Source organism: Paraburkholderia solitsugae (assembly GCF_013177695.1).
GTDB classification, from domain to species: Bacteria; Pseudomonadota; Gammaproteobacteria; order Burkholderiales; family Burkholderiaceae; genus Paraburkholderia; species Paraburkholderia solitsugae.
Genome location: NZ_WOEY01000056.1, coordinates 1 through 15788 on the forward strand (window position 1 = coordinate 1; position 15788 = coordinate 15788).

General features: G+C 60.8%; 9 protein-coding genes and 1 pseudogene. 5 read left to right on the forward strand and 5 right to left on the reverse strand.

Annotated features, from left to right (window positions below; translation table 11 throughout):
- Window positions 1-138: 138 nt before the first annotated feature.
- Together GNZ12_RS13460 and nuoN are read right to left on the reverse strand one after the other, a co-directional pair.
- The gene (locus GNZ12_RS13460) at window positions 139-1023 is read right to left on the reverse strand and encodes an alpha/beta fold hydrolase (protein ID WP_235993718.1); all 885 of its coding nucleotides are present in this window, start codon (window positions 1021-1023) and stop codon (window positions 139-141) included.
- 1847 nt (window positions 1024-2870) lie between these two features.
- The gene (gene nuoN, locus GNZ12_RS13465; RefSeq protein WP_172310791.1) at window positions 2871-4340 is read right to left on the reverse strand and encodes an NADH-quinone oxidoreductase subunit NuoN; all 1470 of its coding nucleotides are present in this window, start codon (window positions 4338-4340) and stop codon (window positions 2871-2873) included.
- A gap of 280 nt (window positions 4341-4620) precedes the next feature.
- Here nuoN and nhaA point away from each other — a divergent pair, with 280 nt between their 5' ends.
- On the forward strand, window positions 4621-5838 hold the full coding sequence (gene nhaA, locus GNZ12_RS13470) for a Na+/H+ antiporter NhaA (RefSeq protein ID WP_172310820.1): 1218 nt from the start codon (window positions 4621-4623) through the stop codon (window positions 5836-5838).
- A gap of 27 nt (window positions 5839-5865) precedes the next feature.
- Window positions 5866-7065, forward strand: a complete 1200-nt coding sequence (gltS, locus tag GNZ12_RS13475) for a sodium/glutamate symporter (RefSeq protein WP_216673205.1) — start codon at window positions 5866-5868, stop codon at window positions 7063-7065.
- Between the two features lie 27 nt (window positions 7066-7092).
- Here gltS and GNZ12_RS13480 read toward each other — a convergent pair whose 3' ends face one another.
- Window positions 7093-10608 carry a mechanosensitive ion channel domain-containing protein gene (locus GNZ12_RS13480; protein WP_172310792.1) on the reverse strand — a complete coding sequence of 1172 codons (3516 nt, stop codon included), beginning with the start codon at window positions 10606-10608 and terminating at the stop codon, window positions 7093-7095.
- A gap of 434 nt (window positions 10609-11042) precedes the next feature.
- Here GNZ12_RS13480 and GNZ12_RS13485 point away from each other — a divergent pair, with 434 nt between their 5' ends.
- Both GNZ12_RS13485 and GNZ12_RS13490 read left to right on the forward strand, forming a co-directional pair.
- Window positions 11043-11879, forward strand: coding sequence for a c-type cytochrome (locus GNZ12_RS13485; protein WP_172310793.1), 837 nt, complete (start codon window positions 11043-11045; stop codon window positions 11877-11879).
- Between the two features lie 247 nt (window positions 11880-12126).
- A pseudogene (locus tag GNZ12_RS13490) lies at window positions 12127-12699 on the forward strand (tyrosine-type recombinase/integrase).
- A gap of 441 nt (window positions 12700-13140) precedes the next feature.
- Here GNZ12_RS13490 and GNZ12_RS13495 read toward each other — a convergent pair.
- Together GNZ12_RS13495 and GNZ12_RS13500 are read right to left on the reverse strand one after the other, a co-directional pair.
- The gene (locus GNZ12_RS13495) at window positions 13141-14100 is read right to left on the reverse strand and encodes an SGNH/GDSL hydrolase family protein (protein WP_235993719.1); all 960 of its coding nucleotides are present in this window, start codon (window positions 14098-14100) and stop codon (window positions 13141-13143) included.
- 236 nt (window positions 14101-14336) lie between these two features.
- Window positions 14337-15251, reverse strand: a complete 915-nt coding sequence (locus GNZ12_RS13500) for a LysR family transcriptional regulator (protein ID WP_172310794.1) — start codon at window positions 15249-15251, stop codon at window positions 14337-14339.
- Between the two features lie 160 nt (window positions 15252-15411).
- On the opposite strand from GNZ12_RS13500, the gene GNZ12_RS13505 reads away from it, so the two are divergent.
- Window positions 15412-15753, forward strand: coding sequence for a DUF4148 domain-containing protein (locus GNZ12_RS13505; protein ID WP_172310795.1), 342 nt, complete (start codon window positions 15412-15414; stop codon window positions 15751-15753).
- Window positions 15754-15788: the final 35 nt, after the last annotated feature.

The window sequence follows — 15788 nt, forward strand, 5'->3', positions numbered from 1 at the left end:
ATCATGAGCCGGAGTGCGCGGGTGCTGATGGAAGGGTGGGTGAGGGTGCCGGGCGAATGAGTTGACGGTTGCCAGCCCGGCATCACGGCAATCCAGAAAACGACGCGGCCCCGCGATATCCCAGGACTGCGTCGCCAATCAGCGGACCTGAGTGCGCAAGAAGTTCTCTATGACCATCGCAAAGTACGGCGGGCACTCCTGCATGGGATAGTGCCCACAGTTAGGAATTTTTAATAATTTTGCATTGGGGTGCCATGCAAGAAATGTGTTCTTCATTGCATGCTCATCGAGTCCCGGATCCTTCTCGCCAATGATGAGCAGATAAGGGGTTTCCAGTCCGCGAACATCCTCGACAAAGTGAGTCGTGGATAACATTTCCAGGTAACCCGAGCGGCATTCAGGCGCGACCCTTTCGCGGTTCTGGCGCAGCTTCACGTTGGCCCACTGATCTGAAAGGCCACCCGTCACAAACCTGACTAGCCGGCGGAACGCGTCGTCGTTTTCGCACGTGCTTGAGAAGAAACGCAACGCCTCCTCGTTCAACTGATTACCGGCGGCAGAGATAGGACATACGGCAATCGCACTCTTGATACGATCGGGTGCGTCGGCCGCGATGCGTTGTGTCGCCATTCCGGTCATCGAATGACCGATCAGATGAAAACGATGCCAGCCAAGCTTATCAGCGAGTTTCAGACAATCAGCGGCAATCTCCTGGACGTTATAGTCGCCGCGCATATGGATGGATTTTCCATACCCGCGCAGGTCCACAAAAACGTAGGTAAAGGCCGCCCCATCGAGGTAGGGCATGACGGATTCGTAGCTCGTGTGGTCGCCAAGCCAGTCATGCATGACGAGCACGCATTCAGGTCCGGCTCCGTGTTGCTCGTAGCCTAAACCCGAAGTCGACGCTTGGGTCAGGGAGTCATGTGAGATCATTTCAACGTGTTCCTTTTTGGGGTTGGAAACCAAAAAGAAACGCCCTCGCGGCGAACCGCGAGGGCGTTTTGAAAGTGTCGCGATCATATCACGCGTGCCGCTCGACCACCAAATTGGCCTTTAACTCAGCATTCGCAGACGATCTATCGAGCGTGATTCTCCACCCGTTTCTCGAGCAGAATTCTTTTGCCTCACCGCGTTTCCAGGTTGAAGCAGCTGGAGCGCCCGTCGATTTTCGTCGGCGTTGCACTAGAGCCACAAGCATAAATTCCTGGAGGTCAAGGTACCAGCTAGCGTACGCGCAGGCAGTTTGCTGGGGAGGCCGGCATTAATCGTCGTCGTCCTCATGCTGACGATGTTTCCAGCCTTTGTGCCAGCCATTGTCGTGCCATTGACGGCGGTCCCTGTAGTCGTCCTCATATCTGTGGCCGTAGGCAACGGGCGCTTGCGCGTACACGACGGGAGGCTCCTGATACACGACTGGGGGTCCCTCATATACGACGGGAGCCGCTTCAAAGACGACGGTTGGCGGCGCTTCATACACCGGAACGTGCCGCGCCGAACGGAGGCGATCCTGCGTGGCAAAATCGTCTGCACGACCAAGCCGCCCCATAGCAAGCGGCGGTGCAGCGAAATCCCGGTAAGGCGCGGCGCCGTGATCGAACGGAGGGGAAGGTGCGTGCCGGGCGATCTCAGCACGGGAAACCGCAGTTCCACGAGAAGAAGCCGACGATGATGGCGCACCGCGACCGGGCGAAGACGTCTGTCGCTTGGGCGATGTCGATCGGGTGATGCCGAGCGCCTGTCGCACACTCGCCACAAAGTGCGAAGCCCAATTCCCGCGATTCTGGAGCGCGCCGTTGCCCGCTTTGCCAGGCCGCCCTGTAGGTGGCCGCGGTACAGCGGAACCCCGGGAAGGTGCCGCGCGGCGTTCGAACGAAGTTGAAGGCGTAGGCGGGGCGAGTTCGGTACGGGCGATTGTGGTTGCGCGAGCAGGAGGTGCGGTTGATGGTGTGACCGGACCGGACGAAGACAGCTGTTGCGTCGGTGATATCGGTCCGGTTATCCCGAGCACCTGCTGTGTGCTCGCCTTCGATTCGACGTCTGCGCTCTGATCATGGTTGGGCCAGACATCATACGTGACGGCACCCACGACCCCGAAGGCCAGTGCGCTTGCCGACGCAACCCAAAGCTCGGGGCGTCCGAACCGTGTAGGCGGTGCGGCCGCTACTGGATCAACTGCAAGATTGGCGCCCACAGCCAGGCTGCCTGCACCCAGATGCAGCAACCCCGGCTGTCCGGACACGGCGCTAGCCCTCGGCTCATTTCGTCTGATCTTTCGATAGACTTTGCTCACACTTGTGTACAGCCGAGGGAACCTCCTGAAGAGAATGATGAGCGAAACGATCACGCACATTAGCGTGTTGGCCAGATTCATCCAGAACATCCCATTCGGAATTCCCCGGCTCATTTCGAGGAGCATGAGTGCGAACGTGCCATTGCTGAGCGCCCAGCTTCCCCAACTGAGCAGACTGTGGCTGCGCACGTCTGCTTCCCTCGCGAGGAGTTTGCCGATGGTCGGCAGGTACGTCAGGATGCGCGCCCCATTCCAGAACAGGAACATCGCGCTAAGTACCTGGATATAGAGTTCGTGAGACATCTCGGCTCGTCGCCAACTGAGTTAGGCATGAAATGCATGCGGACACCGCGTCCGGTCGCCCGTCCGGTGGACCGATTTGTCGGCCGCGTGGGTAGCAACGTTTTCATAGCTCACTGGCTCATGATAGAAAACGTATCGCAACATCGCTGCTCCCCGTCTTCTATCGCCTATGGATGTGCTGAACAAGCCGGTGAATCCGGGACGTCCCGGTGACTTGAAGGCGGCAGAGTGCTCGGGCTCGAGCCGGCGAAGCGGAATCAGCCTGCCACCGAAATCAGCGCGGCAGTGTATGCGAGATCGCCTGCAGGCAGACTGTCATCAGCGGACCCGGAACGATACCGAGCACCAGCACGGCCACGCCGTTCAGCGCAAGCAGTGTGCGGTTGCCGGCGCCGGCCGAGAGCGGCGTCGTGTCCTGCGGTGCGTCGAAGTACATCAGCTTGACGATGCGCAGGTAGTAGAACGCGCCGACCAGCGACGTAATCACGGCCAGCACCGCGAGCCATGTCAGTCCGGCGTTCATCGTGGCTTCGAGCACCGCGAGCTTCGCGTAGAAGCCCACCGTCGGCGGAATGCCGGCGAGCGAGAACATCATCACCATCATCACGAACGCGAACACCGGGCTGCGTTGATTCAGGCCCTTGAAGTCCTCGAGCGTATCCGCTTCGAAATCGCGGCGCGCCAGCAGCATGATCACGCCGAACGTGCCTGTCGTCGTAACGAGATACACGATGCTGTAGAACGTCGCCGAACCGTACGCGCTGGCCGCACCTCCGGTCTTGCCGTCGACAACTCCCGCCAGCAGGCCCAGCAGCACGAACCCCATGTTCGCAATGGCCGAGTACGCGAGCATCCGCTTGACGTTGGGCTGGACGATGCCGGTAATGTTGCCGACGACCATCGACAGCGCCGCCAGAATCACGAGCATTCCCTGCCAGCTGACTGCGAGCGGCAGCAGACCCATCACGAGGAAGCGCAGGCCCCACGCGAACGCCGCGACCTTCGGACCGCCGCCGACGAAGAGCGTCATTGCGGTCGGCGCGCCCTGATAGACGTCCGGCACCCACATATGGAACGGTACCGCGCCCATCTTGAATGCAACGCCTGCGACGATGAAAATCACGCCAAACAACAGCACGGCATCGTTGATGCGGCCCGAAGCAACCGCCTTCAGCACCTCGTTCAGTTCGAGCGAGCCCGTCGCGCCGTAGAGCATCGAGATGCCGTACAGCAGGAAACCCGTAGCCAGTGCGCCAAGCACGTAGTACTTCATCGCCGCTTCGCTCGATTGCGCGACGTCGCGGCGCAACGCGACCATGGCGTACAGCGACAGCGACATCAGTTCGAGACCGAGGTACAGCATCAGGAAGTGGTTGCCCGAAATCATGATCAGCTGGCCGAGCAGCGAGAACATGCCGAGCAGGAACACGTGGTCGCGGAACATGTCGCGATCTTCGAGATATCTACGCGAATAGACGAGCGAGACAGCGAAGCCAAGCGACACGGTCGCCTTCATCACGCTGGCGAATGAATCGATCACGATCATCCGCGAGAAGAAATAGTATTGCTGCGAGTCGAATGATTGGATCGCGAACCCCACGCTCGCCGCGGCCGACGACAGGAGCGCGATGAGGTAAGTAAGACGCCGGTTCGTTGCCTCGGAGCAGAAGTCTCCCACCCGGGAGGCGATCACGATCGCGAGCACTACCAGCGCGTCGGGCAACAGCACATGTGCGGCTTGCATGATCTTTACGGCTCTGGTGGGATTCGGCGAGTTAAGCCCTATGCGGTGGGCGGCTGATGATACACAGCCATCGCGTCAGGTATCGATGATTTTCACTGTAGGTGATGGGCGGTGAGATGTCTCCCTATATAGGACCAAAGGCCAATAGCCTGTGAATTTCATTAAAAATACCATGTGTTCTGGGTTGTTCCAGAAGCAGTCGCGGGACAGCCCCATGCCACCATAGCTGACCGTGCGACCCGGATACCTTCACGAGTTCATGCGCTGACAACGGACGGGCATCGTGATCGACAACGCGATTCGCAAGGCGGCCGATGGGATCTCCGAGTTCCTCAGACTGGAATCGGCGGGCGGACTGCTGCTCATGGCCACCGCAGTACTCGCGTTGGTCTGCAGCAACTCGCCGCTTCAACACGCGTACGACGATCTGCTGAAGATCCCCGTGGAGGTGCGCTTTGGATCGCTAATCGTTGCGAAGCCGCTGCTACTGTGGATCAACGACGGGTTGATGGCCATCTTCTTTCTCCTCGTCGGACTGGAGGTCAAACGCGAGGTCATTGAAGGAGAGCTTTCCACGCTCGCACAGGTCGTGCTGCCCGTCGTCGCAGGAGTCGGCGGAATGGTAGTGCCCGCACTCATCTACTTCCTTATCAACCGTGGGCAGGGCGCGGCCTTGAATGGCTGGGCCATTCCAACGGCCACAGACATTGCATTTGCGCTCGGCATTCTTTCGCTGCTCGGCAACCGGGTGCCGGTGTCGCTGAAAATATTCCTCACTGCTGTGGCGATCGCCGACGATCTGGGCGCGATCGTCATCATCGCGCTGTTTTACACAGCCGATCTTTCCATCCCGATGCTCCTTTTCGCGGCCGTGGCAATTGCCGTGCTGGTTGCCTTGAACCTGCTGAAAATTACACGAATTGCACCTTACGTTATTGTCGGCGTGATCTTGTGGGTATGCGTGCTGAAGTCCGGCGTTCACGCAACGCTCGCAGGCGTTGCGCTCGCTTTCGCCGTGCCGTTGAGGACGAAGGACGCGCAAGGCGACTCTCCGCTTCACCAGCTGGAACATGGACTCCACCCCTGGGTGGCCTTCGCCGTTTTGCCGATCTTTGCTTTTGCCAATGCCGGCGTCTCGTTCGCTGGCGTGACACTCACGGCGCTGGCAGAGCCGCTGCCGCTTGGCATCGCCGCAGGTCTTTTCGTAGGAAAGCTCGTCGGCATTTGCGGGGCGAGCGCCGTGCTGGTTGGGCTCGGTCTCGCAAGGCTACCCGAGGGCGCTAACTGGCCTCAGTTGCTTGGCGTCGCTGCACTGTGTGGTGTCGGCTTCACCATGAGTCTGTTCATCGGCTCTCTCGCTTTCGAAGGTCCCGAATATTTCACTCCCGTCCGGCTGGGCGTGATCACGGGCTCAACGCTGTCGGGCGTGATGGGCTATCTCCTTCTCAGGTTCGTGCGGGGTCATGCGGGAACAACCTCATCGAACGGGACTAACTAGCCGTTCGTTCAGGTATGGATGGGCATCATGAGCCTCGACACGCTGGAAACGCTGATGGCCGCGTCCCTCGTTCTGCTACTCGGGCGGCAGATCCTTGCCCGGGTACGCGTACTGCGGACTTACAGCATCCCCGAACCGGTGATCGGCGGGTTACTTGTAGCACTGCTGGCTTTTGCGTTACGCAGTACCTTAAGCATCGACGTGCGCTTCGACACGGCACTTCAGGCGCCGCTGATGCTTTCTTTCTTTGCCACCATCGGTCTCAACGCAGACCTGGCCAGCCTGAAAGCGGGCGGGCGTTCCCTGATTGTCTTTCTCGGTGCCGTGGTCGGCTTGCTCGTGATGCAGGACGCGCTCGGCATCGGCCTTGCCTGGGTGTTGGGGCAGGAGCGCATTCTCGGCCTGCTCGGGGCGTCGGTGACCCTCTCAGGTGGTCATGGCACCGGCGCGGCGTGGGCCAAGGTGTTTGCCGAGCGCCATGGGCTCAAAGCGGCGACGGAAATCGCGATTGCCTGCGCCACGTTCGGCCTGATACTCGGGGGATTGATCGGCGGCCCGGTCGCGCGTTTCCTGATCACGCGCTACGGCCTTGTCCCCAAAGCGGAACCCGATGCCGAAGCCGTGACTGGTTTCGAGCAACCCAAAGCTGTCCGGCTGATCACGGTCGACGCTGTCATCGAAACAGTGGCGCTGATAGCCGTTTGCCTCGCCGTCGGCTCGACGCTTGCATCGTGGTTGAACGGCACGGCTTTCGAGCTACCCGCATTCGTGTGTGTATTGTTCGTGGGCGTCGTTCTGCGCAACGGACTCGCCGCGTTAGGCTGGTATCAGGTCTTCGAACGCGCGGTGTCCCTGCTCGGCAATGTCAGCCTCGGGCTATTTCTCGCGATTGCGTTGATGAGCTTGCGCCTGGGGGACCTTGCCTCACTTGCACTACCGCTTCTCGCAGTCCTGGTCGTGCAGGCGATCGCTATGGCTGGATACGCTATTTTCGTCACCTTTCGGGTCATGGGGCGCAACTATGACGCGGCGGTGCTGGCTGCCGGGCACTGCGGTTTCGGTCTGGGGGCTACGCCGACTGCGATCGCCAACATGCAGGCCATCACGGATCGGTTCGGTCCATCCCATCTTGCCTTTCTGGTCGTGCCGATGGTGGGCGCATTCTTTATCGACATCGCGAATGCGATCGTCATCAAGCTGTTCCTGCTGCTGCCAATTTACGGGTAAACGTGGCCCGGTTTGCCACCACGCGAATCAGGTGGATGATTTGCGCGCGGCCGTACCGTCCGTAGCAGCTCCGTCCTCCGCGCGCGGTACCGCGTCGTGCGCCGCAAGCGCCGGGAGTGCGGACTTGAGATGAACGTCACGCTGCGGGAACGGAATTTCAATTCCCGCTTGCCGCAACTCACGTTCGATCGCCGTGAGCACGTCGTGGCTGGCGGGAATTCGTTGATTCACGCCCTCGACAAAGAAACGCGCCTCAAAATCGAGGGAACTGTCACCGAAAGCGAGGAAGAATGCGCTGGGGGCGGGATCCGCGAGGACGTAGGGCACTGAGTGCACAGCTTTCAGGATTAATTCGCAGGTGGCCGCGGTATCGGATCCATAGGCGACGCCGACCTTCAGCACGACCCGCGTGACGGGATCGCTCAGAGTCCAGTTGGTCACTCGTTCGGTGATGACGGTCTTGTTCGGTATCACCACCTCCTTGCGATCGAAGTCGGTCACTGTCGTGGCACGCGCCTGCACACGGGTCACGACGCCGGTCACGTCTGCGACAGTGACGGTATCGCCGATGCGGATCGGCCGCTCAAACAATATGATCAAACCGGAGACGAAATTCGCGAAAATCTCTTGCAGGCCGAAGCCGAGGCCTACGCCCATGGCCGCGACCAGCCACTGAATCCGGGACCAGTTGCCACCCAGCACACTGAACACCGTCATCACCGCCCCACCCACAATGACGTAGCGGGCCACGGTCCTGATGGCATAGCGGCTGCCGCCTGACAGCTGCACCCGCTCCGGAAACGCAATTTCAAGGAAGCCCCCGATGTTTTTGACCGCAATGACTGCGACAAACCCTATCGACAGGGCCAGCATCACGCCCCCGAGGGTGACGGCGCGCTCGACCGTTTGGCCCTCCTCGACATCGGCATAGGTCCAGAGAGAAATCTCGTTCAGCAGGCTCAAGCCCGGCAATGCGCCGCGCCAGACCACCAGCACGCCAATCAGCAGCAGTATCGCGGATAAGGCCCGCAACAGCCGCGTCGCCTGGGCTCCGATCGACGCAAGGTCAGGTCGATCCAGGTTTTTGCGCACGCCGTCGATGACGACTTCTACCGCGCGATCCTTGCCTTGAGTCCGCGCACGCTCAAGCTCGTCGCGCTGGTTGCGCAACCAGCGCGCTGCTAGCGTATGGAACAGCGCGATCGCTGCCGCAGTCAGGCAACTGATCAGCGTGAGCCGGCCGAAGACCTGCGCAGCATCGTAAAAGCCAACCGCTGACAGTACCGCTAGTGATAGCGGCACCATACAGGCGAACACGTAGGCGGCATATTTCACTATCGCGCCCCGGTCCTCTGCGCCTGGACCGAAATTCCGCGTCAGAACGGGGCCACCCGGCCGGAAGGTCAGGCTGATCACTGCAGTGCATACGATAAGCGCCAGCATATGGCTTAGCCGCCCCAGCGAGGCCCGCACGATGGGATCATCGAAGTGGGACGCGCTCAGGTTAACGAAGCCAAGCGGCACCACGAGGAACGTGAACACGCGCGATGCGCGGCGCAACACACGCACTGATCGGGCGTCGCGTCCGAAATGCCGCTCGGCAATGCCATCTCGACGAAACAGCCTCGAGAAGAACATCCCTACGAGTACACCCCAGGCAGTCAGGCCGAGCCCCTCGCCGATGGCATTGGCAAATTCCGAAGCCGTGGACGAGGCGACGATCAGGTTGCCGATCGTCCAGATCGCCAGCGGCAGCGGCGCGACGACAAGCAGGGTTGTCCCAAGGGCCTGCACGGTGGCAGCAACGTTGCGATCGCCCGCCGCATCCTTGCACTCGTCCAGGCGCTGCAGCCGCGCAAGCAGCCGCTTTCGCGCGGCAACGATGGCGAGCACCGCGCCAGACAGGACCAGCACTTGCAGCGAGCGTTGCTGCGCCTGGGCCTCAATGGTTTCGCCCACCTCGCGCCAGCCCTCTGGCGAGGCCAGCAGCAGCAGCGCCTGCGGCAGATCACTGAAGGACCGTTCGGACAGGGGGGCCACAGGCACCCAGAACAACGCTTTGTCGATCAGGCTGCGATAGTCTTGCGCCGTGCTCAGGAGCTGGTCCTCCGCAGTGACAAGTTCGTCCAGCGTGTTCAGATAGGTTCGCTGCGAAGTCGATAGCCGATCAAGCAGTTCCTTGCGGTCAGCAATCAGGACACCAGCCTCGTCGCGCAGGGTCACCACTTCGGCCGGCTGCGTGCGCGCAGCCTCGTTGCGCATGATGGTGTCGAGCTCCAGGTCCGGGTTTGCGAGGTGACGTTGCTCACGCTCGACCTGGAAGGCAGCCGCGGCGATCGACTCGGCGGCCCGCGCCCGTTCGCCGCGCGCACGACGGAACTGCTCCGCTTCAGGCAGCGCGGCAGCGCGCTCCGCGAGGACCCGGGCCATTGATTCCGTGAGCTTACTGCGCTCCAGACGCAGGCGCGCACGCTGAAAATCGACCTCCAGGTTCTGCGCCTCTGCAGCGCGCTGATCGCGAGCTTGCCGTAATGACTCGATTTCCTTGGCCGTCCCGGCAAGCTGTGCAGAGGTTTGCACATTGGCTGCCGCCAATCGACTCAAGGAGGGACTGCGGCTCACCAACTGCCGTTGGCGCTCGGCCGCGTCCTCCTCGGCCCGCCGTGCGTCATCTACTCGACGTTGATCGACCAGCGCCACCAGCTGCTTCAGGTCAGTATCGCCGCGCTGCAATTGCGCCCGAATAACTGCCTGCCGCAGTTGCGCTAGACGCGCCAACACAGGTTGCGCATCGATGCGGTCGCGCAAGACTTCAGCCTCAGCCTGGCGAACCAGCAGCGCGGCCCGCTTCGCCTGTAACTCAGTCTGTGCGAGCAACGTCTGACGTGACGCACCTGCAGCATTCTGGATGTCTTCGCGCAACCGCTCCAGACCGGCTTGCGCCTCGCGCTGCGTGTTTCGCAACTGCGCAGGCTCCGTGTCGACACGTTCAATTTCCAGGTCTAGCTCCGCGAGTTCGGCGCGCGCCGCGGCCTGGCGAGTCTCAGCCTGGGCCAGCGCCTGCTCCAGCTCATTGAGCGTGCCGCCGGAACTCGAAGGGCCGGCAACCACCTGGTATGATTCAGAGCGCAGTTTTTCCAGCGTCCGCTCCAGGTCACGAATCTGGTCCGGCGCATCGCGCATCAACTGACGATAGTTCTCCGCCTGGGCACGCAGCTCGGGTACACGCTCCAGATCCGCGAGCGCGACGCGGGACAGCTCGGCTATGCGTGCCTTGGTGGGCACGTCGATGTCCTTGCGGGCCTCTGCTTCCCGGGCTGTGCGTCGTACCTGTTCGATGGTCAAGTCAGCGTTTGAACGAACGCCGGGAGGCTCCCCTTGCGCCAACGCAGCCGTCATGGTTGCGCCGACCAGCAACAGCCGCGCGACGGTCAGGAGAGCAACCAGACGGGCGTTGCCTGGGACGGACTGGCCGCATCGCCCCCTCGCTTTACCCAGCAGAGCGTTGACAGCCAAGGCTAGCCGGCGCGTCGGGCTACTCATCGATGTTCGCCTTTTGGGTCTGAAAGCGCCGTTGCCTCCACGGCCATTGACGCCCGACGACATCTGCGCAGCGTCGGATTTCTTTCTTTCAAAAGGCCGGGGCGACGACCGGTAAGCGCACTCCCCAGACAATAGACTACGAGGCAGGAGGAAATGCCGATATTGGACCTTAGTCCATTGTGTCCACCGGAAGGCAGAGAGTTTGCGCGGATGACCGCAGCGCAGATTCAATATTCATATAGACCCGTGACGGGATTCGCAACCCACGGCTCCATGCGCCTATCGGCTCGCACAGACGGCGCGCGCTACCTGCGATTCACCACTGCTGACATAATCCGCTCAACGGTGCCGAATGAATTGGCGGCTTATCTTTCCCGGCAGCTTTGACGATGTTGCCGCCGACGTCGCCGGCAACAACAATGCACGGAGGACACATGTCGAAACGCGTGTTGTTTGCGGTTTTGCTGCTGACGCTTGGCGTGATCGGGCATTGCGCGGCCGCGCAGCCCATGATTGAACTCAGGATAGGCGGCAAGATCCAGTCGTTTAGCCAAGGGGCGTTGCTGGCGCGCCCGGATGCCGCCGAGATTCACGTTCCGCGAGATGTCGCCTACGGTACTTCGACGACCTACCGCGCAGTGCCGCTAGCCGACCTGCTCGGCGGTGCGGCGCTACCTGCGGACAGCGTGCTCGAGGCACGTGCGACCGACGGCTTCGTCGCGCAACTGCCGATGGACCTCGTGCGCAACCGTGATCCTGCGACAGCCGTCGCATGGCTCGCGGTCGAGGACCCGGCGCAGCCGTGGCCGAAACTGCCGGGCAAACCGGTCAGCGCGGGACCGTTCTACCTGGTCTGGGTCGGCAGGGAAGCGGCATCCGTGCGCAGCGAGCAGTGGCCTTACCAGATCGCGCAACTTGCTACGCAACCGTCTCCAGCCGCGCGTTGGCCGGTGCTCGGCGTCGATCCGGCGCTGCCGGCAACCGACCCGGTCCGCGCGGGCCAAAGCCTGTTCATCACTCAGTGTCTCGCCTGTCATCGGCTCAACCACGCGGGCAGCGCGGACACCGGCCCCGACCTCAACGTGCCGATGAATCCAGTCGAGTACTTCCAGCCCGCTGCATTGCACCGCTACATTCGCAATCCGGCATCGGTTCGAGACTGGCCCGGTCGGACCATGCCCGCTTTCCCGCCGGATCAACTGAGCGATCGCGAGATCGATCTGATCGTCGCTTATCTTGCATACATGGCGCAGCGGAAGGTTGGACGGTAAGGTATACGAGGTAGGGGTTGGACGATGCGGAACAGTCTTTCACCGTCATGTGCGAAGTGGAATCGGTGCCGTAAGGCGGCCGCTGTGGTGGACAGAGATCGTTAAGGGTTATTCGATGCCTGCCATCGGCCACAGGAATGAGACGGTGTCTCTGCGCGTGTTGGCAGGCGTCGAATAACCCTTAACGGGTAGTGACCGTTGGCATCTGGCGCAGACTAATCCTCCCTTCACGTGAAAGGAGAGGATTGTGGAAACCGCTAAAGTCACTCGTACGGCGAGAGTGCCGTGGAACAAGGGTAAGCTCACAGGGCAGAAACCTCCACTCAAACTGCCGGAAATCTGGGCGATTCGTGTCCGGCTCCAGCTATCCAGGTAGCCTCGCGACCTTGCGATGTTCAACTTGGCAATCGATAGCAAGTTGAGAGCTTGCGATCTGACCAAGCTGCGGGTCCTTGACGTATGTCACGGCCAACATGTTTCGCCGCGGGCAACTGTCATGCAGCAGAAAACGCAACGGCCGGTTCAGTTCGAAATCACCGAGCAAACCCGCGAAAGCGTCGAGGCATGGATCAAGGTAGCGAAGCTGGCGGGTTCGGATTTTCTCTTTCCCAGCCGAATTCACGAGTCGCCACATATTTCAACACGGCAATATGCGCGTGTCGTACATCGTTGGGTCGCGTCAATTGGACTTGATGATGCAGCCTATGGAACGCACACCATGCGCCGCACCAAGGCGTCGCTGATCTACCGGCGTACCAAGAATCTCAGGGCGGTGCAATTGCTCCTCGGCCATACCAAACTGGACTATGTCCCGCGCTGAACTATGTCCCGTGATTGGTGGAAGCGTCAGCCCATACTGGATTTGCGGCATGGTCGCTAGACATTGGCATTCTCCCTTGTAGGCACATTGCCTGAAAGGAGAAGCTCGTGGAACATTCTTACGAGAACGCGGACGCGCTGGTCCGCGCCGTCCGAAGCGCAACTGCGGAACCCCTTGTAGAGTTCGTTGGCTCGCTGATCAAGCAGCAATACGCGCTCAGCTACGTATGCCAACTGGCGCAGCACGCACTTGCATTTGAACGCTGGTGCGAGGATCGTCGCATTTCCTTCCATGCCTTGACGGACCCCAGACTACCGCCTTACGGGTTCACCACAATAACCACTACTCTCGTGAAATATTATGAGCACGGCAGTCGGGGCGAAGCGACTTCCATGAACGCTGACGGGCCTCGCCGGGGCAACGAAGGGCTAGGGCAATGAGCTATCCGTGCAACCACGCGTCGATCCGGACCACGACGTAGTCCGCTATGAGTTTTTGCAGGTGAGTCGTCGGATGATAAGCGTCGGCGAACATGTAGATGTTGTCAGCATCGGGGGAGACATACGTCGAGCGCGAGCAGAAAAGCGCGCTGGTGTCATCGGCTTGAAATGCCGGGGGCAGGTTTGCCGGCGCGCATGCTACGTTGGTGCCGATGCTGCCGTCGAAGCGAAAACCACGTTGGCGATAATTCGCCGATACTTCATCAATGAACCTGAACGCGTCGATCCGCAGCACGGCCGGCGATGAGGGGAGCGCGTCATCCAGCGCGGTGTTGAATACCTGGGCCAGACGCCGAAGCACTTTTGAGGAGCCCGGCAGTTGTTGGTCGAGAAGGTTCGCGATCGGCGCCTTGCTGATGTCCGGTACGTTTTGGACAACGATATGAGTGGCGCCGTGTTGCTGCACGTTATGCACCAATCCCGCGAATTGTTGCGCTGCCTGTCTCAGCGAAGGTAGCACCGCCTGCAAAGAGGCGCCCGGATCGCCGCCGTTCGCAACCATTCCCGCCCATGCGCCATAGGCATCCTGAACGTCGTTGGCCCCGCCTTGCATCAGTACGAGTTGCTGGCCGGTGAAGCGTGTATGCGAATGAAGATAGGCGGCCACCTGTGAGGTGAGTGGAGTCTGTAACTCGCCGGTGTCGCCCGTTGCATCGCCGGGGTTCGGCGGCCCTGCGACCCGGGCGCCCCCTTGGGCGTAGCCAAATCCTTCCGGATGAACGACGCTCGGTTGCCCGAAGCCACCCGTCAACGCGGGCGTGAGGCCCGACCCATAATGTTGCGCGATAACCTGTACGGAGATAGCGCCCGGATTAGTGGTGTAGGTGCCGCCGCCGAATTGCCGGGCGTACGCGTAGGTGCCAACGTCCGAAAGGCTGTCCCCGAACGAGACAACCTGCATGGGGCTTCGTTGCGGACCGGCAGAATCAGCCGAGGCGTTCGATGAATGGGACAAACCGATGACACTGCATGCCAACGCAACGAACGCGAAACGACGGACTGTCTGCATGGGACGCTCCGGGGTAGTGTGGTGTATCGAAGAATAACCTTGTTGCGCGATAAGCACTACCTCAACAGTCGACGTCAGCATCGTTCCAGATTCGCACTGAATCTCAAAGACCCGCCTAATTCGACTGGCTAACTCGTACTCGTCAAAGCGACGATGAAGTCAAGGAATACCCTTGTTTTGGCCGGCGTGTGGTGCCGCGATGGATGGTACGCATAGAGCGGGAAGCGCTCATCAGGCCAGTCTGGGAACAGGTTGACGAGCCGCCCCTCCCGGATCAGGGGTTCCGCTCCGAGCAGAAGCATCTGCGCGACGCCGGAGCCGGCCAGGCACGCGTTGAGGAGTGCGCTCGGATCGTTCACCGTAAGCCGTCCATTCGTTTCGACAACCAGCTTTTTGCGCTTGCGATGAAACTCCCACGGATACGGCTTTCCGGTTTCCGGGTTCCGGAATTCGAGGCACCGGTGCACCCCGCGACCCAGCTCTTGAGGCTCCGCTGGCCGCCCCCGGCGAGCGAGGTACGAGGGTGCTGCGACGGTGACAACTGCGGTGTCCAGAAGCTTTCGCGCAATCAGACTGGATGAGCGAGGTTCGCCAAATCGCAAGGCCAGATCGAAGCCGTCCACGATGAGGTCGCCAAGCTGATCTCTCGCAATGAACTCGAGTTCAAGTTCAGGATGCGCATCCATGAATTCGTCGAGCTTCGGGCCCAGAACGATTCGCAAAAAAGCCGGATCAAGATTGATTCGCAGCTTCCCGCGCACTGTCGCGGAGCCTCCTGACGCGGCTGCGGCCGCTTCCTCCATGCCCCGTAAGTGCGGCATGACCTGCTCGTAGAACCGTCGACCCTCTTCGGTAAGCGAAACGGCGCGGGTCGTCCGATTGAAGAGCCGTATTTTCAGCCGCCTTTCGAGTCGGGCGATTGCCCGACTAACTCCGGGTGGAGACATACCCATCACTTCGGACGCGGCTGCGAACGTCCCCGCATCGACGACGGCCGCAAATACGCTGATACCGCTGGAGAGATTCTCGCTGGACGATCTCATTGGCGCTCCCCGCACAGTGCTTCAAAAACCGCACTATGACTCATTAGTAACTGTTAGTCATCTCTCAAGTGTCATTCGTGTCATTTAGTTTCTCGTCGCGTTTGCCCACAATGCATCCCAACGGTCTGTTTCGACCGCAACGATCCAAAGGAGCATTGCCATGAATACCCGTTATCTCGCACTTGCCGTCGCAGCCGCCATCGCCTTTCCGGTCGCTGGATACGCTCAGGAATCCGGCTCGACCGTCACTCGTGCGCAGGTGCGCGCAGAGCTCGTCCAACTGGAAAGCGTGGGCTACCGGCCCGGCCGCGCCAATGATCCGCATTACCCCGCCGACATTCAGGCAGCCGAAGCAGCGGTGGCCTCGCAGAAGGGTGCCGAGTCGAACGTCGCCAGCGGCATGGGCGGTGTACACAGCGGTTCGTCAGCCTCGGGCAACCGCGTCACCGCAGGGGCGGCCCCCGTGAATGCACCGTTCAACTCGCTTTACGCACATCGCTGATCGGCGCGTCACACCAATCATTGTTCATTCCAATT

Excerpts from the sequence above, each read along its gene's own strand:
- GNZ12_RS13495 (WP_235993719.1), bottom strand. The coding sequence starts at position 14,100 with ATGCAGGTTGTCTCGTTCGGGGACAGCCTTTCGGACGTTGGCACCTAC.
- nuoN (WP_172310791.1), bottom strand. The coding sequence starts at position 4,340 with ATGCAAGCCGCACATGTGCTGTTGCCCGACGCGCTGGTAGTGCTCGCG.
- gltS (WP_216673205.1), top strand. The coding sequence starts at position 5,866 with ATGAGCCTCGACACGCTGGAAACGCTGATGGCCGCGTCCCTCGTTCTG.
- GNZ12_RS13460 (WP_235993718.1), bottom strand. The coding sequence starts at position 1,023 with ATGATCGCGACACTTTCAAAACGCCCTCGCGGTTCGCCGCGAGGGCGT.
- GNZ12_RS13500 (WP_172310794.1), bottom strand. The coding sequence starts at position 15,251 with ATGAGATCGTCCAGCGAGAATCTCTCCAGCGGTATCAGCGTATTTGCG.
- GNZ12_RS13485 (WP_172310793.1), top strand. The coding sequence starts at position 11,043 with ATGTCGAAACGCGTGTTGTTTGCGGTTTTGCTGCTGACGCTTGGCGTG.
- GNZ12_RS13505 (WP_172310795.1), top strand. The coding sequence starts at position 15,412 with ATGAATACCCGTTATCTCGCACTTGCCGTCGCAGCCGCCATCGCCTTT.
- GNZ12_RS13480 (WP_172310792.1), bottom strand. The coding sequence starts at position 10,608 with ATGAGTAGCCCGACGCGCCGGCTAGCCTTGGCTGTCAACGCTCTGCTG.